The 21,979-nt window shown below is 70.8% G+C and carries 20 protein-coding genes and 2 tRNA genes; 12 read left to right on the top strand and 10 right to left on the bottom strand.

Annotated elements, in window-relative coordinates:
- Window positions 1-66: 66 nt before the first annotated feature.
- From ODJ79_RS40130 to ODJ79_RS40140, 3 genes are all read left to right on the top strand, one after another.
- Window positions 67-1,095 (top strand): PDZ domain-containing protein, encoded by a 1,029-nt coding sequence (locus tag ODJ79_RS40130; protein WP_263028945.1) that lies wholly within the window; start codon window positions 67-69, stop codon window positions 1,093-1,095.
- Between the two features lie 83 nt (window positions 1,096-1,178).
- A complete protein-coding gene (locus ODJ79_RS40135; RefSeq protein WP_263028946.1) occupies window positions 1,179-4,181 on the top strand; it encodes a UPF0182 family protein in 3,003 nt (1,000 codons plus the stop codon).
- Window positions 4,182-4,250: 69 nt separating this feature from the next.
- Window positions 4,251-4,324: transfer RNA gene (locus ODJ79_RS40140), tRNA-Met, on the top strand.
- A 428-nt stretch (window positions 4,325-4,752) separates the two neighbouring features.
- Here the strand turns inward: ODJ79_RS40140 and ODJ79_RS40145 are convergent.
- A complete protein-coding gene (locus ODJ79_RS40145) occupies window positions 4,753-4,971 on the bottom strand; it encodes a DUF2007 domain-containing protein (RefSeq protein ID WP_263028947.1) in 219 nt (72 codons plus the stop codon).
- A 219-nt stretch (window positions 4,972-5,190) separates the two neighbouring features.
- A complete protein-coding gene (locus ODJ79_RS40150; RefSeq protein ID WP_263028948.1) occupies window positions 5,191-6,489 on the bottom strand; it encodes a GDSL-type esterase/lipase family protein in 1,299 nt (432 codons plus the stop codon).
- A gap of 114 nt (window positions 6,490-6,603) precedes the next feature.
- Between ODJ79_RS40150 and ODJ79_RS40155 the strand changes: the two genes are divergently transcribed.
- Entirely contained in the window at window positions 6,604-7,071 is a 468-nt protein-coding gene (locus tag ODJ79_RS40155) for a MaoC family dehydratase (RefSeq protein ID WP_263028949.1), read from the top strand.
- A gap of 99 nt (window positions 7,072-7,170) precedes the next feature.
- Entirely contained in the window at window positions 7,171-7,521 is a 351-nt protein-coding gene (locus ODJ79_RS40160; RefSeq protein WP_263028950.1) for a YciI family protein, read from the top strand.
- Window positions 7,522-7,531: 10 nt separating this feature from the next.
- On the opposite strand, the gene ODJ79_RS40165 is transcribed toward ODJ79_RS40160, so the two are convergent.
- Entirely contained in the window at window positions 7,532-8,701 is a 1,170-nt protein-coding gene (locus ODJ79_RS40165) for an RNA polymerase sigma factor (protein WP_263028951.1), read from the bottom strand.
- A 221-nt stretch (window positions 8,702-8,922) separates the two neighbouring features.
- On the opposite strand from ODJ79_RS40165, the gene ODJ79_RS40170 reads away from it, so the two are divergent.
- Complete coding sequence (locus ODJ79_RS40170) at window positions 8,923-9,174, top strand: DUF4242 domain-containing protein (protein WP_263028952.1); 252 nt, start codon at window positions 8,923-8,925, stop codon at window positions 9,172-9,174.
- 32 nt (window positions 9,175-9,206) lie between these two features.
- On the opposite strand, the gene ODJ79_RS40175 is transcribed toward ODJ79_RS40170, so the two are convergent.
- Entirely contained in the window at window positions 9,207-9,602 is a 396-nt protein-coding gene (locus ODJ79_RS40175; RefSeq protein WP_263028953.1) for a MarR family winged helix-turn-helix transcriptional regulator, read from the bottom strand.
- 102 nt (window positions 9,603-9,704) lie between these two features.
- Between ODJ79_RS40175 and ODJ79_RS40180 the strand changes: the two genes are divergently transcribed.
- The 3 genes from ODJ79_RS40180 to ODJ79_RS40190 all read left to right on the top strand — a co-directional run bounded on the left by ODJ79_RS40180 (window position 9,705) and on the right by ODJ79_RS40190 (window position 14,159).
- Window positions 9,705-11,132, top strand: coding sequence for an MFS transporter (locus ODJ79_RS40180; protein ID WP_263028954.1), 1,428 nt, complete (start codon window positions 9,705-9,707; stop codon window positions 11,130-11,132).
- A 33-nt stretch (window positions 11,133-11,165) separates the two neighbouring features.
- Window positions 11,166-11,239 (top strand) — tRNA-Met (locus tag ODJ79_RS40185).
- 499 nt (window positions 11,240-11,738) lie between these two features.
- On the top strand, window positions 11,739-14,159 hold the full coding sequence (locus ODJ79_RS40190; protein WP_263028955.1) for an Ig-like domain-containing protein: 2,421 nt from the start codon (window positions 11,739-11,741) through the stop codon (window positions 14,157-14,159).
- Between the two features lie 66 nt (window positions 14,160-14,225).
- On the opposite strand, the gene ODJ79_RS40195 is transcribed toward ODJ79_RS40190, so the two are convergent.
- Genes ODJ79_RS40195 through ODJ79_RS40215 form a run of 5 tightly spaced genes read right to left on the bottom strand, consistent with a single transcriptional unit; the run spans window position 14,226 to window position 18,427 of the window.
- Complete coding sequence (locus ODJ79_RS40195) at window positions 14,226-14,870, bottom strand: response regulator transcription factor (RefSeq protein WP_263028956.1); 645 nt, start codon at window positions 14,868-14,870, stop codon at window positions 14,226-14,228.
- A 14-nt stretch (window positions 14,871-14,884) separates the two neighbouring features.
- Entirely contained in the window at window positions 14,885-16,210 is a 1,326-nt protein-coding gene (locus tag ODJ79_RS40200; RefSeq protein WP_263028957.1) for a sensor histidine kinase, read from the bottom strand.
- Window positions 16,211-16,227: 17 nt separating this feature from the next.
- Window positions 16,228-16,998, bottom strand: a complete 771-nt coding sequence (locus ODJ79_RS40205; RefSeq protein WP_263028958.1) for an ABC transporter permease — start codon at window positions 16,996-16,998, stop codon at window positions 16,228-16,230.
- Window positions 16,995-17,720 carry an ABC transporter ATP-binding protein gene (locus tag ODJ79_RS40210; protein WP_263028959.1) on the bottom strand — a complete coding sequence of 242 codons (726 nt, stop codon included), beginning with the start codon at window positions 17,718-17,720 and terminating at the stop codon, window positions 16,995-16,997. The genes ODJ79_RS40205 and ODJ79_RS40210 overlap by 4 nt, the downstream gene beginning before the upstream one ends.
- A gap of 11 nt (window positions 17,721-17,731) precedes the next feature.
- Window positions 17,732-18,427: a hypothetical protein gene (locus tag ODJ79_RS40215; RefSeq protein WP_263028960.1), complete on the bottom strand. Its 696-nt coding sequence runs from the start codon at window positions 18,425-18,427 to the stop codon at window positions 17,732-17,734.
- Window positions 18,428-18,506: 79 nt separating this feature from the next.
- Between ODJ79_RS40215 and ODJ79_RS40220 the strand changes: the two genes are divergently transcribed.
- Entirely contained in the window at window positions 18,507-18,887 is a 381-nt protein-coding gene (locus ODJ79_RS40220; protein ID WP_263028961.1) for a PPOX class F420-dependent oxidoreductase, read from the top strand.
- 47 nt (window positions 18,888-18,934) lie between these two features.
- A complete protein-coding gene (locus ODJ79_RS40225; RefSeq protein ID WP_263028962.1) occupies window positions 18,935-19,717 on the top strand; it encodes a polysaccharide deacetylase family protein in 783 nt (260 codons plus the stop codon).
- A 37-nt stretch (window positions 19,718-19,754) separates the two neighbouring features.
- On the opposite strand, the gene ODJ79_RS40230 is transcribed toward ODJ79_RS40225, so the two are convergent.
- Window positions 19,755-20,918 carry a winged helix DNA-binding domain-containing protein gene (locus ODJ79_RS40230; RefSeq protein ID WP_263028963.1) on the bottom strand — a complete coding sequence of 388 codons (1,164 nt, stop codon included), beginning with the start codon at window positions 20,916-20,918 and terminating at the stop codon, window positions 19,755-19,757.
- Between the two features lie 50 nt (window positions 20,919-20,968).
- Between ODJ79_RS40230 and ODJ79_RS40235 the strand changes: the two genes are divergently transcribed.
- Window positions 20,969-21,919 carry a GlxA family transcriptional regulator gene (locus ODJ79_RS40235; protein ID WP_263028964.1) on the top strand — a complete coding sequence of 317 codons (951 nt, stop codon included), beginning with the start codon at window positions 20,969-20,971 and terminating at the stop codon, window positions 21,917-21,919.
- The last annotated feature ends 60 nt before the right edge of the window (window positions 21,920-21,979 follow it).

Below are 21,979 nucleotides of genomic sequence, written 5' to 3' on the forward strand. Positions count from 1 at the left end.
GGCGCTCCGGACCGATGGCGGTGTCAGCTCAGAGAGAACTCAGGGTAGCGAGATATCCTCCCGCGCATGAGACGTCGCGGTGTAACCGTCATCCTCGGCGCCCTGCTCACCGCCCTACTGGCAGTCGGTGTCATGGCGGCACCCCTGCCCTACGTCGTGCTGAAGCCGGGTCCCACGGTGAACACGCTCGGTTCCAGTGATGGCAACGAGGTCATCCAGGTGACCAATGCGAAGACCACGCAGTCCGCCGGGCAGCTTCGGCTGACCACGGTGAACGTGCAGTCGCAGGTCGAGCTGGTCTGGGCGATCAGCAGCTGGTTCAGCAACAAGGACGCGGTGGTCCCGCGCGCACTGATCTACCCGCCCGGCCAGACCGAGAAGCAGGTCGAGCAGCAGAACGCGCAGGAGTGGACCCAGTCGCAGGACAGCGCCGTGACGGTAGCGCTCACCAAGCTCGGTTACCCCGTGCAGACGTACGTGAAGGGCGTCACCGCCGGCAGCGCCGCCGCCGGTCGGCTCCGGCCCGGCGACGTGATCACCTCGGTGGACGGCGCCCGGGTGACCAGCCCGACCACGCTCACCGACGCGGTGCGGGCCAAACCGGCCGGCACCACCTTCACGATCGGCTTCACCCGCGGTGGCCAGGCGATGACTGCCAAGATCACTTCGAAGGCCAGCGGCACCGACAAGACCCCGCGCCTGGGCGTCGAGATCGCGACGAAGCAGAACGCCCCGTTCCAGGTCAAGATCGACCTCGACAAGATCGGCGGACCCAGCGCCGGCCTGATGTTCACCCTCGGGATCATCGACAAACTCGAGCCGGAGGATCTGACCGGCGGCAAGGTCGTCGCCGGTACCGGCACGATCGACGACGACGGCAACGTCGGCCCGATCGGCGGCATCCCGCAGAAGCTGGTCGGCGCCAAGCGAGCCGGCGCCCAGATCTTCCTCGTGCCCAAGGACAACTGCGCCGAAGCGCTCAAGAACGCGGTCGCCGGGCTGCCGATGGCCGAAGTGGCCACGGTGGACGACGCACTGACCGCGCTCAAGACCTTCACGTCCGGCGGGACCCCTAAGCCCTGCTCGGCATCGTGACAGATGTCGTAATGTGAGACACCGGTTGCCCCAAATGATGTGTGGAGCCCACGTTGGTCATGCGTAACAGCCCTCTTCCGAGGATGAGCCGGCGCGGTCGCGTCACCGTCGGTGTCCTGGTCGGGGTCTTCCTTCTTTTCACGTTGCTCGGTTGGGGCATCGACGCGTACACCGACTATCTGTGGTTCCACGAGGTCGACTTCGTCAACGTCTTCTCCGGCGTGCTGGTGACGCGGCTGCTGCTGTTCGTGACCATCGGGCTGGTCGTGGCCCTGATCATCGCGGCCAACCTCTACCTCGCGTACCGGCTGCGGCCCCTGCTGCGGCCGCACTCCGCCGAGCAGGCCACCCTCGAGCGGTACCGGATGGTGATCGGCCCGCGCCTGGGCACCTGGATCACCGTGCTCTGCGTGATCATCGGCTTCTTCGCCGGCCTGTCCGCCCAGGGCCAGTGGAAGGAGTGGATGCTCTTCCAGAACGCGCAGCCGTTCCGCGTCGACGACCCGCAGTTCAAGATGGACATCGGGTTCTACATCTTCAACTACCCGCTGTGGCGATACCTGCTCGGCGTCGCGTTCACCGTCGTGGTGCTCTCGGTGCTCGGCGCGCTCGCGGTCCACTACATCTTCGGCGGGGTGCGCCTGCAGGGCGTCGGCGACCGGATGACCACCGCGGCCCGGGCCCACCTGACCACGCTGGTCGCGATCTTCGTGCTGCTCAAGGCCGTGGCGTACGTGCTGGACCGGCGCGCCCTGCTGCTCGAGCAGCACGTCTCCCCGGGGCTGTACGGCGCCGGGTACACCGACGTCAACGCGCTGCTGCCGGCCAAGGAGATCCTCGCGTACATCTCGATCGTGGTGGCGATCGCGATCATCGTGTTCTCCAACGCGGGCATGCGCAACCTGGTCTGGCCCGGTGTCTCGCTCGCCCTGCTGGCCATCTCGGCGGTCGCGATCGGCGGCATCTACCCGCTTGCCGTGCAGAACTTCTCGGTCAAGCCGAGCCTCGCCGACAAGGAAGCGCCGTACATCCAGCGCTCGATCAACGCGACCAGGGCGGCGTTCGGCCTGGAAACCACCGAGGCCAACCGCTATCAGGCCAACAACGTCGTCCCGCCGACGACGCTGGCCAGCGACACCAGCGCGCAGAACGCGCGGCTGGTCGACCCGCAGCTGGTGTCCCAGGCGTTCACCCAGTCCCAGCAGTCGCGCGGCTTCTACGACTTCGGCAAGAAGCTCGACGTCGACCGCTACACGGTGAAGGACCCGACCAGCAAGGACCCCAACGACAAGGGCGTCACCAGCGACTACGTGGTCGGCGCGCGTGAGATCAACGACGACAAGCTGACCCCGCAGCAGCGGAACTGGCTCAACCGGCACACGGTCTACACCCACGGCTACGGCCTGGTCGCGGCCCCGGCCAACGAGGTGGTCTGCGGCGGCCTGCCGTACTTCGTGTCCGGCTTCCTCGGCGAGGACCGGCCGCCCGGCTGCTCCTCGTCGACCGAGGAGATCACCGTCACCCAGCCGCGGATCTACTACGGCGAGCAGTCCACCGAGTACGCGATCGTCGGCCAGACCGACAAGAGCAAGAAGGTCGAGTTCGACCGGCCCCAGGAGGGCAACAACAACGCCGAGGAGCTCTACACCTACGACGGGCAGGGCGGCGTGCCGATCGGCTCGTTCTTCCGCCGGCTGGTCTTCTCGATCAAGCTGACCGAGAGCAACTTCCTGCTCTCCGACGCGGTCAACGACAACTCGAAGCTGATGTACATCCGCGACCCCCGCTCCCGGGTGGAAAAGGTGGCGCCGTTCCTGACCATCGACGGCGACCCGTACCCGGCGGCCGTCGACGGCCGGATCGTGTGGATCCTCGACGGGTACACGACGGCGAACACCTACCCGTACTCGCAGAAGATCAACCTGGCCAACGAGACGCGCGACGAGCTCACCGGGCAGGGGCAGTTCGCGCTGGCCCGGGACGACGTCAACTACCTGCGCAACTCGGTGAAGGCGACCGTCGACGCGTACGACGGCACCGTCAAGCTGTACGAGTTCGACGACCAGGACCCGCTGCTCAAGGCGTGGAACAAGGCGTTCGGCGGCCACCTGATCGTGCCGAAGGCGGATACGCCGCCCGACCTCGCCGCGCACTTCCGCTACCCGCAGGACCTCTTCAAGGTGCAGCGGAACCTGCTCACCAAGTTCCACGTGACCGACCCGCGGGCGTTCTTCTCCGGCCAGGACTTCTGGCAGGTGCCGAACGCGCCCGACGAGCCGTCCAGCAACGTGAAGCAGCCGCCGTTCTACCTCAACGTGCAACTGCCCAACCAGGCCAGCACCCGGTTCCAGCTCACCGCCGGCGTGACCCCGTTCAACCGGGAAAACCTGGCGGCACTGATCTCGGCGTCGTACGTCGACAACAAGCCGCAGCTGCAAATGCTCGAACTACCCGACCAAACGGTCATCCCCGGACCGGTCCAGGTCCATCAGAAGATGACCAACAACGCCGCGGTCAGACAGCAGCTCAGCCTGCTCTCCACCAACAACAACCAGGCACAGGTGCTCTACGGCAACCTGATCACCCTGCCGGTCGCGAGCGGCATCCTGTACGTCGAGCCGGTCTACGTGAAGACCGGCAACCAGGACACCGCCGCGCCGCTGCTGCAGAAGGTCCTGATGTCGTACGGCGACGGCGGCACGTACGTGGTGCTCGCCAACAACCTCAAAGAGGGCCTGGACGCGCTCGTCCAGCAGGGCAAACAGAGCCCGACCCAAAACGGCAACCAGGGCCAGACCGGAAACAGCGGCGGCAACAACAACAATGGCGGCGCGCCGCCCGCCCAGCTCAACACCCAACTGGCCCAGGCCGCCGCCGAGGTCGACCAGGCGATCAACAACGTCCGGCAGGCCCAGCAGTCCGGCGACTTCGCCAAGTACGGCGAGGCACTGCAGGCCCTCGACGCCGCCATGACGAAGTTCCAGACCGCCCAGCAGGCCGCCGCGTCCGGCACCACCAACCCGACACCGACCGGCTCGGCGGCGCCCTCGGCCTCGAGCACACCCACCCCGAAGGCCAGCGGATGAGATGACGCCCACAAGCCCGGAGGCCGTTTTGCAGGCGGCCTCCGGATTGCGCTAGTGTTAACAGGCCGACGCGGGGTGGAGCAGCTCGGTAGCTCGCTGGGCTCATAACCCAGAGGTCGCAGGTTCAAATCCTGTCCCCGCTACGAGTCTGAGGCCCTGCTGTCCGCACACACCGCGGACAGTAGGGCCTCTTCGCATGTCTGCCGGGGGGCCGAGCCCCCCGAACCCCCCACGGTGCGACTGTTGCGCAGCCGGGGCTGTCGCGGCCTTTTCCTGATGCGTCCACGGTGCGACTGTTGCGCAGCCGGGGCTGCCCGCGGCCTTTCCTGATGCGTCCACGGTGCGACTGTTGCGCAGCCGGGACTGTCGCGGCCTTTTTCCTGATGCGTCCACGGTGCGACTGTTGCGCAGCCGGGGCTGCCCGCGGCCTTTCCTGATGCCTCCATGGTGTGACTGTTGCGTATTCGGGGCTGTCGTGGGCGGTGGGACTGGTGCGCATTTGGCTGTTGTGGCCTTGAAACGGGTTTTGCGCGCTGGCTCGCGCGTCGGCGCAGGAGTTCGCGGTTGGGGGCTAGTCGATGTGGGCGGCGAGTAGCTTGCGGGCTGCGGGGCCGTCTTCGGGGGCTACGAAGACCTGGACGCCTTGGAGTTGCAGGGCGGGGTCCTGGGCGCCGGCGTCGTCGGCGTTGATGCCGACCTTGATGCCGTTGCTTCGCAGCAGGCCGGCGATCACCTCGGCCTCGATGCGGCTGTCCACCACGGCTACCTCGACTACGTCTTGGAACTCCACATCGACCTCCATAGGTGGGGGGTTTGCCCGGTTTCATCTCAGCCGTTCCATCTCAGCCGTCCCGGCGAGGGCCGGCTACCTCCTCGGGGGATGATCCTGGCCGTACGCCGGGGCGCACGGCCAGGCGCAACGTGGGTGATCAGCGAGCCGGTGACGTCGGCGACCGCGGCCCGAGATCACCCGGGGCGCGGAGTCGGCCGCGGCGTTGCGCCCGACCGGTCAGCCGAGGATGGCCGGCAGCGGGATGTAGCGGCCCAGCAACTGGTCGCCGGCGGCGTTGGGGTGGTAGCAGTCGGTTCGTAGGTCGGCGATCATGACGGTCGGGTCGGTGGGATCGCGGAGGACGGCGTCGAAGTCGAGGACGTCGTCGAAGACGGTGGTCGTGCGGATCCAGGCGTTGACCGCCAGGCGGGTCTGCTCCTTGGCGCTGCCGGCAGGGTTGCACATCGGCAGGATGGTGGCGCCGACGATGCGGGCGTGCCGTGCGTGCACCCGGGCGGCGATCGTGCGCATGGCGTCGATGACCTGGGTGGCCGAGGCGGAGGGGGCGTTGTCGCCGCCGCCGATGTCGTTGGTGCCCTCCAAGAGCAGGACGGTGCGCAGGCCGGGTACGGCGAGGACGTCCCGGTCCAGACGCAGGGGCGCGGGCGGGCCGCAGCACTGGCCGGTCGGGTCGTACGGGTTGGGCTGGACGCTGACCGTGTTGCCGGAGATGCCGGCGTTGGCCACGGCGAGGCGGGCCTCGGCGGGCAAGGCGTCGAGCCGGTCGGCCAGCACGTCCGTCCACCGTTGACCGGGCGGGCCGTACGCGTTGTAGCCGTCGGTGATGGAGTCGCCGAGGGTGACGAGGGTGCCGCGGGCCGCCGGGCGATCGGTGGTGATCAGGTCCATCCACCAGGTCTGGCCGGCGTGGTAGCCGGCGGCGGTGCTGCCGGTGTTGCCAGGGATGACCGGGTAGCCCGGGAAGGCGTCGTCCGAGGTCGCCGACGCGGTGTTGCCGCCGGTGCCGATGTACGAGGCCGGCGGGTCGTAGGCGAACGGCGGGAACGTGTGGTCGTTGACGGGGCTGCCGGGCGCGTAAAGGCTGACCGCCACGTCCTGCTGGGCGGCCACGGTGACCGGCACCGGGTCGCTGAGCGTCTCCTGACCGGGCGCAATCGTGACGGTGCGTGCACCGTGGAAGGTGACGCGCTGGTTGGAGCCGGGCGCCAGGCGGGCCGACCCGGGTGCGATCGGGCGACCCAGCCAGGCCTCCCGGATCACGACCGGGGACGCGCCGAACGGGTTGCCCAGGCGTACCCGGAGGCCGGTGGCGGAAACCGAGACCCGGGCGATCTGCCGGACGGTCGCGTCGGGGGCGACGCCGTGCACACCTTCGAGGGATGCCGACCAGATGCCGGCGGGCCCGGCGGCGGGGTTCGTGCCGGCCGCGGCGTCGGACGGGCCGGCCGAGCTGAGTGTGGTGGCGGCGGCCAGACCGAGGATCAGGGCCGCCGTCGAGCGCCGAAATTTGCGCACTGTGATCACCTCCATATCCACCGGTCATATTGACATACATCACTTCCTAACGCGCGCCGTGATTTTGTCGGTGCGGGTGCAAAAATCTCCGGCCAGCGTGCGACCCTGTCCGGTATGGCGCAGTTCTCCACCCCGATCGACGATCGCTGGTTCGACGACTACAAGGTCGGCGCGGTCTACGAATTCGGTGACATCACCATCACTGAGGAGGAGATCCTCGAGTTCGCGCACCGGTTCGACCCGCAGCCGATCCACACCGATCTCGCGTACGCGGCCGACGGCCCTTTCCGCGGCCTGATCGCCAGTGGATGGCACACGTCGGGCATCTTCATGCGCCTGTTCGCCGACCACTATCTCTCCAAGGTGGCCAGTCTCGCCTCGCCCGGGGTGGACGAGCTGCGCTGGCCGCATCCGGTGCGCCCGGGCGACCGCCTGCGCCTGCGGGTCCGGGTCCTGGAGGCCCGGCCGTCCCGGTCGAAGCCGGATCGCGGCATTGTCCGCACCCGCGCCCAGCTGCTCAGCCAGGAGGACCAGATCGTCCTCAGCCTGGTGGCCGTCAACCTGCTGCGCCGCCGCCCCTGAGCCCCGTCGCCGCGTACCGGAAAAGGGTTTGAATGTTTGTCGATTGGCGCCGGCGCCGTTCGTCAGGCGGGTGAGGACGAACCTTCGGAAGGAGCGGCTGTGCGGTACGTGATGATCATCGCGGGCGAGGAATCGCATTGGTACGACGATGCGGTGGCCTCGGGGTTGATGGACGAGGTCAATGCCTGGTGGGACAAGTGGCATCGGGCCGGCAAGATCCAGCTGGGGGGTGCCGAGCTCCAGCATTCGCGGACGGCGAAGACAGTGAGCGCCGGCCCGGACGGGCAGCCGACCGTTACCGACGGGCCCTACCTGGAAATCAAGGAAGTGGTCGGCGGATTCATTCACCTCGATGCCGGCGATATCGATGACGCGGTCGCGGTGGCGGCGGGATGGCCCGGGATCCGGCTCGGGGATCGCATCGAGGTGAGGCCGGTCCTGGAGCGCTGAGCCGCGCGGATCAGGTGGTGAAGCGGGCCAGCCGCCGGGTGAGAAGCTCGCGTTCCGCGTTGTTGGTGGCGAGCGCGAGCGCCCGGTGGGTGGCCGCCCTCGACTCCTCGTGGCGGCCGAGCCGGGTGAGCAGATCCGCCCTCGTGGCGTGCCAGTGGCGGTAGTTGCCGAGACGGTCGGCGAGGGCATCCACCTCGGACAATGCGATCGCCGGGCCGTCGATGAAGCTGGTCGCCACCGCCCGGCCCAGCAGAACCACCGGCGATGGGCGCAGGATCGCCAAATCGTCGTAGCGGCGGCGAACCGCGGGCCAGTCGGTTTCGGCATAGGACCGGGCCAATGCGTGCGTCGCCGCGATCGCGGCCTCCAACTGGAAAGGGCCGTGGCGATTCTGCGCGGTGGCGCGGGTCAACCGCCCCAGGGCGTCGCGGATGAGGGCGCGATCCCAGAGCGCGCGATCCTGATCCGCCAGCAGGATCAGACGGCCGTCGGCGTCCAGGCGCGCCCGGGACCGGGATTCGTGCAACTCCAGCAGGGCGGCCAGGCCGGCCGGCTCGGGCTCGTACGGCAGCAGATCGGCCAATTGGCGGGCCAGGTCCAGGGCCTCGCGGGCCAGCGAGCGCTCGCCCAGATGGCCCTCGTTGTAGATCAGGTAGATGATCCCGAGGACGGCCGGGAGGCGGGCGGCCGGATCGATGATCTCGAAGCTGACGCGCCGCAGGCGGCGTTTCGCGCGGACCAGTCGCTGGGCCATCGTGGCGGTCGGCAACAGGAATGCGGCCCCGATAGTTTCGGCGGAAAGCCCGGCCACGGCGTGCAGGGTGAGTGCCATTTGCGCGGCTTCCGGCAGGCTCGGATGGCAGCACGCGAAGATCAGCACCAGGCGGTCGTCGCCGGTGACGGTCGGCGGCGGCGCGGCGGAGAGCAGCCTGAGCTTCTCCCGGCCGGTGGCCTCCCGGCGCAACCGGTCGAGCGCCTTGTGCCAGGCGGTGGTGACCAGCCAACCGGCCACATTGTCCGGTACGCCCTCGTCCGGCCAGCGACGCAGCGCCTCGGCGACCGCCTCCTGCAGGGACTCCTCGGCGCGGTCGAGATCACCGAGGCGGCGGGCCAGGCCGCCGAGCATGGTCGCCGCGTGCCGGCGCCACGCCTCGTCGAGCACCGCCCGAACATCGATCATGCTGGAAGTTTCCCGCATCGGGCAGACAGTCCGCACGGCCCCGGTGGAGCGGAGGCGGCGCTGATCTCGCCTACCGAGTACGCGCCCGAGGGCCGGACGCTCGGTCTCGTGGCGTCGATAGATGGGTAGGCCGGCCGCCAAGGTGGGTAGCCGTTCCCGATCCGCGCGACCGCCTCTCCGTCATACGGTGACTGGGCCGACGTAAACGGAAGGGGCGACAAATGCCGATTTACATGGACGTACACACGATCGACGGCACGGTGGCGATGGACGACGTGGCCAAGGCCCATCAAGCCGACCTGAAGACGCAGGGACGGCACGACGTGAGCTACCTGCGGTACTGGGTGGACGAGACGCAGGGCAAGATTTTCTGCCTGGTCGAGGCGCCGTCCGCGCAGGCCGCGGCGGACGTGCATCGCGAGGCGCACGGGCTGGTGGCGGACGAGATCTACCAGGTGCAGGAGGGGTCGTAGCTGCGGGGGCCGCGGCCGGGTCGACGTACCTCCTACCCGGCCGCTACCTGTCCGGCCGCCGTGAGGTGCTCGGTGAGGACGGCGATCTGGGTCCGGCGGGCCTCGGCGTGCCGGCGGAGACCGGCCTCGGTGAGCTCGACGAAGACGCCGCGCCGGTCGTCCTCGCAGTGCGTACGGCGGACCAGGCCGCTCTTCTCCAGCCGGGCGACCGTCCGCGACAGCGCGCTCTGGCTCAGGTACATGGCGGCGGCGAGATCTTGCATGCGTCGCTTGTCACACTCCCTGGTGGTGAGACGGTCCAGGGTCTCGAAGTCGCTCAGGGTGAGGCTGTGCGCGTCCTGCAGCGCGCGCTCCAACTGCGCGGCGACGGCGTTGTAGCTCGTCAGCAGCGATCGCCACCGGTCGACGAGCTGAGATTCGGCCTCCATGCCGCTGCATCCTACCCGCGGGACACCGTGAATGCACCAGCATTTGTTGCGTACGACTCTATTGCGTTGTCATTTGATGCGTACGCATATAACGTCGCCGCCGTGACTATCACGGAAGCTCTGCCGCGGGTCGCGGCACCCGCGGAAGTCCGCTGGAGCGCTCGGTTGTGGGGAGTGCTCGCGGTTCTCTGCACCGTCCTGTTCCTGGACGGACTCGACGTCTCCATGGTCGGCGTGGCCCTGCCGTCCATCGGTACCGAACTGGGCCTGTCCACCACCTCGCTGCAGTGGATCGTCAACGGGTACGTGCTCGGCTACGGCGGCCTGCTGCTGCTCGGCGGCCGCACGGCCGACCTGCTCGGCCGGCGCCGGGTCTTCCTGGCCGCGCTCGCCGTCTTCACCGTCGCCTCGCTGGTCGGCGGCCTCGTCGACGACGGCGGCCTGCTGATCGCCACCCGGTTCGTCAAGGGCCTGGCCGCCGCATTCACCGCGCCGACCGCGATGTCGATCCTGACCACCACGTTCGCCGAAGGGCCGGCCCGCAACCGGGCACTGTCGATCTTCACGGTCTTCGGGGCGAGCGGCTACTCGTCCGGCCTGATCCTCGGCGGCCTGCTGACCAGCCTCGGCTGGCGGTGGAACTTCCTGGTGCCGGTACCGCTCGCGATCGGCGCGCTGGTCGGCGGCGCGTTCCTGATCGCCCGCGACAAGCCGGCCGCCACCGGCGGCCACGACCTGGCCGGCGCCCTCACCCTGATCTCCGGGATGCTGGTCGCCGTCTACTCGGTCGTCTCCGCACCCGCCCGCGGCTGGCTCGACCCGGTCACCATCAGCCTGTTCCTGCTGGCGATCGCCCTCCTGGGCGCGTTCGTCGCCATCGAGAACCGGGTACGCCACCCGCTGGTCCGCCTCGGCATCCTGCGCATCGGCTCGATCGTCCGGGCCAACGCCAGCATGATCGCGCTGATGGGGTCGTACGTGAGCTTCCAGTTCATGATGACCCTCTACCTGCAGGACGTGCTCCACTGGGCGCCGCTGCGGATGGCATTCGCGCTGCTCCCGGCCGGCCTGGTGGTGGCGTTCGGCTCGCCGTTCGTCGGCAAACTCATCACCCGGTACGGCACGGCGCCGCTGATCGTCACCGCGATGGTGTCGCTCAGCCTCGGCTACGTATGGTTCCTGGCGACAGCCGGCACCCAGCCGCACTACCTGGTCACCGTCCTGCCGACGATGCTGCTGCTCGGCGGCGGGTTCGGCTTCGGGTTCAGCTCGGTGATGGCCCAGGCCACGGACGGGATCCCCGACTCGGAGCAGGGCCTCGCCTCCGGCCTGGTCCAGTCGTCGGGCCAGGTGGGCACCGCCCTGGTGCTCGCGGTCGTCACGGCACTGGTCTCGACCAACGCCGGGGCCGCCACCGACTTCGGGCAGTTCCACCCCGGCCTCAACCTGGTTACCGGAGTAGCGGTCGTCGGGCTGCTGCTGAACGCGATTCCGCTGGTGGCGCAGGTCGCACGTACCCGATCGGCATGAGCTTCACCCCGCGCGGTAGAGTGGTCCTACCGACGCGGGGTGGAGCAGCTCGGTAGCTCGCTGGGCTCATAACCCAGAGGTCGCAGGTTCAAATCCTGTCCCCGCTACGAGTCCTGGGGCCCGCTTGTCCGCACACTTCGCGGACGAGCGGGCCTCTTCGCATGTTTGCCGGGGGGCCGAGCCCCCCGAACCCCCCCCACGGTGCGACTGTTGCGCATCGGGTCTGCCGCGGCACTTACCCCAAAACGCGGGCTGTTGCGCATTCCGGTTCTGCCGCGGCCTTTCCCCACGCGACTGTTGCGCCTCGGGGGATCCCCGCGGGTCGGCGGGGTTGGCGAATCGATAGGGTTGGGGCTCATCTGATCGATGTATCCCAAATCTTCGATTGGCTGGCGTGCGCGCTGAGCGTGGTCGGCGGTCGGCGATCACTACCTGCGTTGGGGGCGGCGCCGGGAGCGGCGGCGTGCTGCGCGGATCGGAGCTGGAATGCTGCACGGGTTGAGGCGTCATCGGCATCGGCTGATGGCGGGGGCCGCGATTGCGGTGGTCGTCGGGGGCGGCATGGCGCTCTCGGTCGGCACGGCCCAGTCTGCGGAACAACAGCCCGTGGCAGCCCCGGCTCCGGCCGCCGGGTCGCAGTTGACCGTCGGGGCGCGTGCGGTGGCCCTGAACCAGCCCGCGGAGCCGTTCCTTGCCAAGATCCCGCCGTCCGCGAAGGCCGACGTCACCGGCATGTACTCGCCACAGGTGGCGTGGCCGCTGGTGGGCATACACATGGCGCTGCTGCCCACCGGGCACGTGGTGAGCTACGGGACGCCGGTGGGCGAGGCCAGGCAGGGCGGCTTCGCCTACGACGACTGGGATCCGGCCAGGGGCACCGGCGCGGACACCCACCGGCAGTCGGCGTCCATGCACCAGAACGACAGCTTCTGCAACGCCCTGGCCCAGCTGCCCGACGGCCGGCTGCTCATGGTGGGTGGCAATGCCCTCACCGCGACGATGCTGTACGACCCGGCGACCGGCCGGCAGGCGATGGGCGCCCAACTGGCCCGGCAGCGGTGGTACACCTCGGTGCTGCGCCTGCCCGACGACCGGATACTGGTCCTCGGCGGCGGCAACTCCTACAACACCGACGCGTACCTGCACCCCGACGACGACTCGGGCGTGGCCACCACCCCGGAGATCGGGTCCGGCACCGGCGCCTGGACCTCGCTCACCGGGGCGACCAGCACGGTCGCGTTCGGCGCGCGGGACAACCGCTGGTGGTATCCGCGGGCCTACATCGCGCCGGACGGCAAGGTCTTCGGCGCCTCGTACGACCGGCTCTGGAAGCTCGACCCGAGCGGCGCCGGCAAGGTCACCGCGCTCGGCACCCTGCCCACCCCGATCGGCGTGTCCGGCTCCTCGGTGATGTACGCCCCCGGCAAGCTCCTGTTCGCCGGCGGCGGCCAGCACAAGAACGGCACCGACGAGGTCGCCACCAACCGGGCCACGCTGGTCGACATCAACGGCGCCAACCCCACGGTCACCGGCGCCGCCTCGATGCGGCTGGCCCGCAACTGGCTCAACCTGACGGTGCTGCCCAACGGCGAGGTGCTCGCCAACGGCGGCACCCGGGTCGGCGTCCAGGGCGGCGCGGCCAACTCCGCGTACCAGACGGAGATCTGGAACCCGGGTACCGGCAAGTGGCGCGACGGCGCCGCGGCGCAGCGCATCCGCAGCTACCACTCGACCGCGCTGCTGCTGCCGGGTGGATCGGTGCTGACCGCGGCCGGCGGCGTGCCCGGGCCGGAGGACAACTTCAACGCCGAGATCTACTACCCGCCGTACCTGTTCACGAAGGGCCCCGGCGGCCGGGTGCGCTGGGCCGACCGGCCGCAGATCACCAGCATCGCCGGCTCGCTGACCTACGGCGGCAGCGTGACGCTCGGGCTGGCCGACGACCGCAAGCTGACCTCGGTGTCGCTGATCCGGGCCGCCAGCGTCACACACTCCTACAACACCGACGAGCGGCGAGTGCCGCTGACCTTCCGGCAGAGCGGCAGGACCGTCACCGCCACCATGCCGGCCAACGCCAACCTGCTGCCGCCGGGCACGTACCTGCTGTCCGGGGTCGGCGCCGACGGCGTGCCCACCCCGGCCCAGACGGTCACGGTTCACCGTTCCGGACCGGGCACGGTCACCCTGTACGACAGGGACCACACTGCCGCGGACCGGACCGGGCCCAGCCTCAAGGTGCAGTTCCCGGTGACCGACGGCGTCGTCAAGGCCGGCGCCGAGATCCGCGTCCAGGCCACGGACGCGAGCAAGGCCACCGACGCCGAGCTGCTGATCGACGGCAAGCTCGTGGACACGAAGAAGATCGCCCAGGACCGGGCCGCGCTGCGCTGGGACCCGGCCGCCCGCGACGGCAAGGCCACCATGACCGTCCGCGTCTACGACTCGCTGGGCAACGTCACCACGAAGACCCAGAGCGTGCTGGTCGACAACGCCAAGCCCGTCCTGACCGTGACCCCCGGCACCTACGCCCGCGGCACCACCATCACCGCCGGGGCCACCGCCGTCCGCGACGCCAGCGGCCTGACCCAGCTGCGGGTCCACATCGACTCGGAGCCCGCGGTAACCGCGACCGCCGCGCCCTGGACGGTGCGGCTGACCAACAACAACCGGCGCGACGGTAAGCACACGATCACGTTCGAGGCGCGCGACAAGGCGGGCAACGTGACGGTGCTGCAGCGTCCGCTGTACCTCGACAATCAGAAGCCGACGGTGAGCTTCAAGAGCGCCCCGAAGAACAACACCAAGCTGCACGGCCCGGTGACCATCACCGCCAACGCCGCGGACAACCTCGGCGTCCAGCAGGTGGAGCTGCTCGTCGACGGCAAGGTGGCCGGCACCGACACGACGGCCGAGTACCGCTTCACGCTGACCCCGTCCAGGTACGGCACGACGTTCACCGTGCAGCTGCGGGCCTACGACCGGGCCGGCAATGTCGCGTACGGCGAGAAGCGAACGTACCGCCGCTGACCCCAACGCCAGGAGCGGGACGGCTGCGAATTCGCCCGTCCCGCTCGTGGCGTCACGGTGCCCCGGTCAGCCGTTGACGTGGCGGAGGACGGCCAGGACCCGGCGGTTGTCGCTGTCCGAGGGCGGCAGGCCGAACTTCGCGAAGATGTTGGCCACGTGCTTCTCCACGACGCCGGGTGTGATCACCAGAGCGGCCGCGATTCCGGCGTTCGATCGGCCCTCGGCCATCAGCGCAAGCACCTCACGCTCCCGGGCGGTCAGCGACGCCAGCCCGGCTGCCTCCTGGCCGGCCCGCATCAGGTGGCCGACCACCTCCGGATCCAGCGCGGTGCCGCCGGAGGCCACCCGGGTCAGCGCGTCGACGAAGTCGGCGACGTCGGCGACGCGGTCCTTGAGCAGGTATCCGACGCCGCCCGGCCGCTCGGCGAGCAGCCGGGTCGCGTAGCGGGTCTCCACGTACTGCGAGAACACCAGCACACCGACGCCGGGATGGTCGCGCCGGATGTCGATCGCGGCGCGCAGGCCCTCGTCGGTGTGGGTCGGTGGCATCCGGATGTCGACGACGGCCACGTCCGGCAGGGCGGCGGCGACCGCGGACCGCAACGCCTCCGCGTCGGCGACCGCCGCGCACACCTCGAAACCGCGGTCGGTGAGCAGCCGGACCAGTCCCCCGCGCATCATCGCGGCATCCTCCGCGATCACCACCCGCATGGCGTCGTCTCCGTTCACACGTGTGGGGGCAGGTCGATCTCGACCCGGGTCGGGCCGCCGGCCGGGCTGTGCACGCGCATCCGGCCGTCCACCACGGCGATGCGGCGGGCCAGACCGGACAGGCCGGGGCCGTCCGGGTTCGCGCCGCCGATGCCGTCGTCCTCGACGCTCAGCAGCACGTGTCGGCCGGATCGGCCGACGGTGAGCCGGATCCGGGTCGCCCGGCTGTGTTTGGCCGCGTTCGCGAGCAACTCGGCGGCGCAGAAGTACGCGATGGTCTCGATCGCCGGCGCCGGCCGGTCGGGCAGCTCGACGTGCACCGCGACCGGGATGGCGCTGCTCGTGGCGAGCGTGGCCAGCGCGTCGCCGAGACCGTTGTCGAGCACCGGCGGGTGAATGCCGCGTACCAGATCGCGCAGGTCGGCGAGGGCGTCCTTCGCTCCGCGGTGGGCGAGCGCGACCAGTTCCCGGGCCTGGGCGAGGTCGGGCGGCGGGCCGTCGGCGCCGAGCTTCTCGGTCGCCATGCCGAGGTTCATCGCCAGCGTGGCCAGCCGGATCTGCGCGCCGTCGTGCAGGTCCCGTTCCAGCCGGCGCATCATCGCGGCCGCGTCGTCGATCGCGCGAGCCCGGCTGACCTGCAGTTCGCGGACCCGCTCGGCGAGCCGGCCCGGACCGAGCAGCCGGCGCATCGCGGCCAGGTCGGGCGTCGTCCCGGCCCGCATCAGCCACGGCGCGACCAGCAGCATGGCGAGGCCGGCCGCGGCGATGAGGAAGGTGCCGCCGAACGTCCGGGTACCGATGGTGCCGAACGGCGTCAGCGCCCACACCGGGCCGAGGCGGGTGCCGGCCGGGTGGTTGCGAAACAGCGGCCACCACACCGGGTAGGTGAGGTTGACCAGGCCGAACACGTAGCAGAACGCGCCGTACCCCGCGGGGATGGCCAGCGGCACCTTGAGCAGGGCGTACCCGACGGCGCGCCAGCCCGGCCCGTCGGCGACCAGGGCGCCGATCCGCCGGGATGACCGGGGCGGCGGGGCGTCCACGCGCACGTCGAGCAGCCGCTTCGCGAGGGAGCGGTGCACGGCTCCGGTGGCCCGCCCGATCGGGGCGGCCAGCACGACCAGGAGCGCGACGGTGAGCGGGAACAGGACCAGGAACACCGGCGCGACGACCGGCGCGGCCGGGCGGGACAGGGCGCCGGTTGCCCAGAGGACGAGGGCGGCCAGGGCGGGCACGAGCGCCGGCACGGCCAGCACCGCGGCCGCGCTGACCACGCCGGCGACGCAGAACACCGCCTGGCGCAGGGCCAGGGTGGTGAACGGGGCGCGCAGCGCGGTCATCGGCCCATTGTCGCCGGTCACGCGTCGCGATGACGGAGCAGAACGCCGCCGCACAGGAGCACCACCGCTGCGTACCCGCACATCAGCAGCACGCTGACCCACCCGGCGAACAGCCCGGGAATGGGCGAGGTCACCGCGATCGAGTTGAGCAGCATCAGCAGCGGGAGGAAGCGGCCGACGGCGATGCCGCTCTCCCCGAACAGGCCGGCCACGATCATCGGGACGAACATCAGCCCGAACAGCGTGCCGATCGCGGCGCCCGAATGCCGCACGATCGTCCCGATGCCGAGCCCGATCAGCGCGGTGGCGCCCAGATACACGCCGGTCAACAGCACCGCGCGCAGGATCGGCGGGTCGCCGAGGGAGGCGGCCGGGATGGCGGTGCCGCGGATCGCGAGCTGCCCGCTCAGATAGCCGGCGAAGCTCGCGACCAGGCCGACGGCGAGCGCCGCGCCGCCGCACACGGCGGCCTTCGCGGCCAGGACGATCCGGCGCCGGGGTACGGCGGCGAACGTCGAGCGGATCGTGCCGGTGCCGTACTCGCCGGTCACCGTCAGGACGCCGAGCGCACCGAGGAGCAGTTGGGCCAGGATGGCGCCGCCGAGGCTGTTGTCCAGGATCTGGGCGGCGGTGGCGACCGGGGTGTGCGATCGGTAGCCGAGTCCCACCCCGGTCCCGGCCGCGGCCATCGAGACCACCGCCGCGATCGCCAGCCACCACGTCGACCGGACGCTGCGCAGCTTGATCCACTCCATCCGGGCCGCCCGCCGGAATCCGTACCCGTTCATGACGCTCCCACTCCGCGGTAGTCGGTGGCCTGCGACGTGAGCCGGAAGAACGCGTCCTCCAGGCTTTCGTCGCCGGCGGCGAGCTCGGCGACGGTCGTCTCGGCCAGCAGCCGGCCGCGACCGATGACCACCAGCCGATCGGCGGTCAGCGCCATCTCGGCGATCAGGTGGCTGGAGACGAACACCGTCCGGCCGTCGGCGGCGAGTCCGCGCAGCAGGTCCCGGATCCAGCGGATGCCCTCCGGGTCGAGTCCGTTGACCGGCTCGTCGAGCAGCAGGACGGCCGGGTCGCCGAGCAGGGCCACCGCGACGCCGAGCCGCTGGCGCATACCGAGCGAGTACGTGCCGGCGCGCCGCGTCGCCGCCTCCGACAGTCCGACGGTGCGCAGCACCTGCTCGACCCGGGAACCGGGAAGGTCGTTGCTCGCCGCGAGGGCGCTCAGGTGGGCACGGGCGCTGCGGCCGGGATGGAACGCCCCGGCGTCGAGCAGCGCGCCGACCGTCTGCAACGGCCGGTTCAGATCCGCGTACGGGACGCCGCCGATCAGCGCCGCGCCGTGGTCGGGGGCGTCCAGGCCGAGGATCATCCGCATGGTCGTCGACTTGCCGGATCCGTTCGGACCGAGGAAGCCGGTCACCACCCCCGGCTGGACCCGGACGCTCAGAGCGTCGACGGCGACCCGGCCGCCGTAGCGTTTGGTCAGCTCACGTAGTTCGATCACACCAAAAGACGCTAGGCGGGGCGGTCGGCGGTCAGAAGCCGGAAACCATCCGGCTCCGCCCGGGGGTTTTCACCCCCAACGGCGGCGACGCGGCCCGATCGGGTGACGGCGGCGGCGCCGTGGATCACCTGGATCGGGGCCGGGCCGTAGCGAAGGCGAAAGAGCGGCTTCGCACGTACGGGATCGGTGGTGGCGACCTGCACGCAGCTGCCGTCCACCTGGGGCGACAGCCAGTTGAGCGGGATGCCGCGGCTCTTCCAGTAGCGCTCGTCGGCGGACACCCGGTTGAGCAGCGCGTTCAACTCGCGGGCGGAGTGCGCGGCGTCGACGAGGCCGACCGGCTTGCCGGGCAGCGCGGCCCGCACGGCGGCGTCGAACGGCGCGGACGGGATGCGGAAGACGATGATCTTCGAGTGATCCGGCGCGAGCTCGACGCCCGCGTACACCTGGGGATAGCGCGCGCCGATCCGGTCGACCGCGGCGGCCATCTCGTCGAGGCGGTCCTGCTGGGTATAGAAGCTGGTGTCCGTGGTCGGCGGGGCGGAGCCGACCGGGGGCGGCGAGGTGCTCGTCGCGTCGCACGCGGCGGGGGCCGGTGCCGGCGCCCCGGTCTCCGGTCCGTCGTACCGGGGCTGGCGGGCGCAGCCGCCCAGGCCCACGACCAGCAACAGCAGTGGCACACCCAGCATCGGCCGTCGACACCTCATGGCGACTCCTTCCCCCGGCGGGACATGGTTCTGACGGGCTCGCCGCCCGGGTGGTTCCGTCTGCCGCTACCGTTGCCTCATGGCAGTGCCGGAGGAGATCGCCCGCAGCAAGTACGTCAGCCTGACCACGTACCGCAAGGACGGCACGGCCGTCGCAACCGCGGTCTGGCAGGCGACGAGCGACGGCCGGATGTACATCGTGTCCGACGCCGACGCGTGGAAGGTGAAGCGGATCCGGCGCGACAGCCGGGTCAAGGTCACGGTCTGCGACCTCCGCGGCCGCATCGCCGAGGGCGCCCCGACCGCGGAGGGCACCGCCGAGGTCCTCGACGACGCCGGCACCCGGACGGCGCGGAAGGCGGTGGCCGACAAATACCTGCTCTCCCGGGTCGGCAACTGGCTGGCGAGCACCCTCCACCTGCGGAAGGCTCCGGTGATCGGGATTGCCGTGACCCTCTGACGGATGGTCACAGGAGGTGCCAGAAACGGGTGACTACGGTGGCCGGCATGCGCTTCCGTCGATCCCTGGTGGCCGCCGTGCTGATCGTGGCCGGCTGCAGCAGTCACGGCGCACCGTCCGGGGTGCACGGCAGCGCCACGGCCGCGCCGCCGCCGGGTCGATCCGCGGCCGCGACCGACCGCGATTTCGACGGCATCCGACTGCCGGTCTTCGCCTCGCCGCCGCCGGCCGAGCCGGTCACCGCGCCGAGCGGCGCGCTGGCGCCGATGTATCGCCGGCTCGCCGTCCACCAGCGGGTCGCCTTCCTGACCATGGACGACGGCCAGGTGCAGCTGCCCACGGCGGGATCGCTGATGGCGGCCGCGCACGTCCCGTTCACCATGTTCCTGATCGGGCCGGTCGCCGCGAAGAACCCGCCGTTCTTCGAGCGGCTCGTCGGCGAGGGCGGGGTGATCGAGGACCACACGCTCACCCACCCGAGCATGCGCGGCCTGCCGTACGCGACCCAGCGCTACCAGATCTGCGGCGCCCGCGACCTGCTGCGCACGACCTTCCACAGCACGCCACGGTTCTTCCGGCCGCCGTACGGCAACTACGACGAGAACACTCTCCGCGCCGTGCATGACTGCGGGCTGCAGGCGGCTTTCAACTGGACCGAGACGGTCAACAACGGCAAGGTCTACTACCAGACCCCGGTGCATCGCATCGAGCCCGGCGACATCATCCTGATGCACTTCCGCCCGGCCTTCGTCAGCGACGTCACCGCCGCCCTGACCGCCATCCACCGGTCCGGCCTGACCCCGGCCCTGCTGGAGAACTACGTCAACTGAGGGTCAGTCGCTCGCTTCAAAGGTGGCGTGCAACCGGTCAGGCGGGAGCGGGCGTGGCGCGCATGGCGGGGGAGGCGTAGCCGGTCGGTACGCGCACGCCGGCCAGCCACTCGGTCAACCGCACGCCCTCGTCGCGCAGGGCTCGGGCCGCCCACGGCGGCACCTTCTCGAGCAGGCGCACCTCGACGACGCCGGCCGGGTCCTGGGTCCAGCAGCCGACGATCCGGCCGTTCGCCCACGCCGTCGTGCCGGCGTTGCCGGTACGGTCGAACAGGTCTGCCCGGTGCGGGCCGAGGTAGAAGTCGCGCGACTTCCAGCCCATCACGGTCGGGTCGAGCACCGGCAGCAGCGCCACCCACGGCCCGGGGTCGGGCACCTCGCCGGCGTCGTCCGGGAGCAGCCAGCCGGTCTCGCCACCGGCGAGCGTCACCGCGACCGCGTCGAGGGCGGCCAGTGCCGCGCGCACCACCGACTTGGTCGAGCCCAGCCACCAGACGAGATCGTCCTCGGTGCCCGGGCCGAAGCTGACCAGCCAGCGGCGCACCAACTCGCGATAGCCGGCCGTCGCGTCCAGCGCCGGCGGCACGGCGCCCAGCCAGTGGCTCATCAGGGTCCAGCGCGGCCGGGACGTGTGCCATCGGCCGGTGTTGACGCCGCGTACCACGTCGGCGGTCAGGCCGAGGTGGGTCAGCACCCGGGCCACCGGCGACTGCCCGCCGGCGGACTCCTGGATGCGGACGTCGATCATCGGAACGGCCTTGCGGATCTCGCCCGCCGTGTGGCCCTCGGGCACGTCGGCCAACAGGTCCAGCACCTCGGCGCGGGCCCGGGTCAGCCAGTCGGCGGGCATCCCGGACCGGACCACGTCGCGGGTCACCCGGGCCTGCTCGGCGCCGGCCACCCGCGCCGAGGCACTCGGCCAGACGGCCGGCAGCAGATCCCGCGGGAAGACGAACAGCGTGCGGCGCATCGCCAGCTGCTTCACCAGGCTGCGGTCGGCGTAGAGCGCGCGGTCGAGGTCGGCCACCGTGCAGGCGTCGAAGCGGGCGCGGCAGGCGAGGTGGACCGTGGCCGGCTCGGTGGCGTGCAGCACGGTCATCGCCCGGGTCACGGCCTCGGGGGAGTCGGCGCGAAAGGCCGGCGCCAGCGCGTGCCGGACCGCCAGCCGGGCCCGGCGCTCGTCGTCGGTCACCAGGCGCATCGTGTCATCGTGTCACGCCCGCGCCCGGGGACTGGCCCTACCCTTGGCCGGTGGCCGCCGATCGCCTGCACCGCGTTGCCGTCCTCGTGCTCGAGGGCGCCAAACCGCTCGACGTCGGCATCCCGGCACAGGTCTTCACGACCAGATCGAGCATGCCGTACGAGGTGCGCGTCTGCGGTCCGGCGCCCGGCTTGGTCACCGGCGGCGACGGGCTGTCGTACCACGTCGCCCACGGCCTCGACGCGCTCGACTGGGCCGACATCGTCTTCATCCCCGGCTACCGCTTCCCGGACCGGGAGGACCCGCCGCCGGCCGTGGTCGACGCGCTGCTCGCCGCGCACGCCGCCGGGAAAAGGCTCGCCGCGATCTCGACCGGCGCGTTCGCGCTCGCCGCCACCGGCCTGCTCGACGGCAAGCGGGCCACCACGCACTGGCACTACACACGCCAGCTCGCCGTGAAGCACCCGCGCGTCCGGGTGGACGAGAACGTGCTCTTCGTCGACGAGGGCAGCGTGCTCACCTCGGCCGGCGCCGCCTCGGGGATCGACCTCTGCCTGCACATCCTGCGCCGGGACCTCGGCGTGTCGGCGTCCAACCACGCGGCCCGCCGGCTGGTCGCGGCGCCCTACCGCAGCGGCGGCCAGGCCCAGTACGTGCCCCGCAGCGTTCCCGAACCGCTGGGCGCGCGGTTCGCCGCCACCCGGGAGTGGGCGCTGCATCGGCTCGACAAGCCGCTCACCCTCGAGGTGCTCGCCCGGCACGCGGCGGTGTCGCCGCGCACGTTCTCCCGGCGATTCGTCGAGGACACCGGATACACGCCGATGCAATGGGTGCTGCGCGCCCGCATCGACCTGGCCCGCGAGCTGCTCGAGCGGTCGGAGCGCAGCGTCGAGCAGATCGCCGAGGATGTCGGCCTGGGCACCGGCTCGAATCTGCGCCTGCACTTCCAGCGCGTCCTCGGCACCACGCCGAGCCAGTACCGCCGAACCTTCGGTGGCTAGATCCTTGCGAAGGGTGGCGCTCGAGCCGCTGTCGATTCTTCGGGCCGGGAAACAGGCTTG

It is taken from the genome of Actinoplanes sp. KI2, assembly GCF_025630775.1.
In the GTDB taxonomy this organism is placed as follows: Bacteria; Actinomycetota; Actinomycetes; order Mycobacteriales; family Micromonosporaceae; genus Actinoplanes.

Bases quoted from the DNA above. Each gene is read 5' to 3' on its own strand.
- ODJ79_RS40130 (WP_263028945.1), top strand. From the start codon at position 67: ATGAGACGTCGCGGTGTAACCGTCATCCTCGGCGCCCTGCTCACCGCC.
- ODJ79_RS40135 (WP_263028946.1), top strand. From the start codon at position 1,179: ATGAGCCGGCGCGGTCGCGTCACCGTCGGTGTCCTGGTCGGGGTCTTC.
- ODJ79_RS40155 (WP_263028949.1), top strand. From the start codon at position 6,604: ATGGCGCAGTTCTCCACCCCGATCGACGATCGCTGGTTCGACGACTAC.
- ODJ79_RS40165 (WP_263028951.1), bottom strand. From the start codon at position 8,701: ATGATCGATGTTCGGGCGGTGCTCGACGAGGCGTGGCGCCGGCACGCG.
- ODJ79_RS40170 (WP_263028952.1), top strand. From the start codon at position 8,923: ATGCCGATTTACATGGACGTACACACGATCGACGGCACGGTGGCGATG.
- ODJ79_RS40175 (WP_263028953.1), bottom strand. From the start codon at position 9,602: ATGGAGGCCGAATCTCAGCTCGTCGACCGGTGGCGATCGCTGCTGACG.
- ODJ79_RS40195 (WP_263028956.1), bottom strand. From the start codon at position 14,870: ATGCGGGTGGTGATCGCGGAGGATGCCGCGATGATGCGCGGGGGACTG.
- ODJ79_RS40200 (WP_263028957.1), bottom strand. From the start codon at position 16,210: ATGACCGCGCTGCGCGCCCCGTTCACCACCCTGGCCCTGCGCCAGGCG.
- ODJ79_RS40205 (WP_263028958.1), bottom strand. From the start codon at position 16,998: ATGAACGGGTACGGATTCCGGCGGGCGGCCCGGATGGAGTGGATCAAG.
- ODJ79_RS40215 (WP_263028960.1), bottom strand. From the start codon at position 18,427: ATGAGGTGTCGACGGCCGATGCTGGGTGTGCCACTGCTGTTGCTGGTC.
- ODJ79_RS40220 (WP_263028961.1), top strand. From the start codon at position 18,507: ATGGCAGTGCCGGAGGAGATCGCCCGCAGCAAGTACGTCAGCCTGACC.
- ODJ79_RS40225 (WP_263028962.1), top strand. From the start codon at position 18,935: ATGCGCTTCCGTCGATCCCTGGTGGCCGCCGTGCTGATCGTGGCCGGC.
- ODJ79_RS40230 (WP_263028963.1), bottom strand. From the start codon at position 20,918: ATGCGCCTGGTGACCGACGACGAGCGCCGGGCCCGGCTGGCGGTCCGG.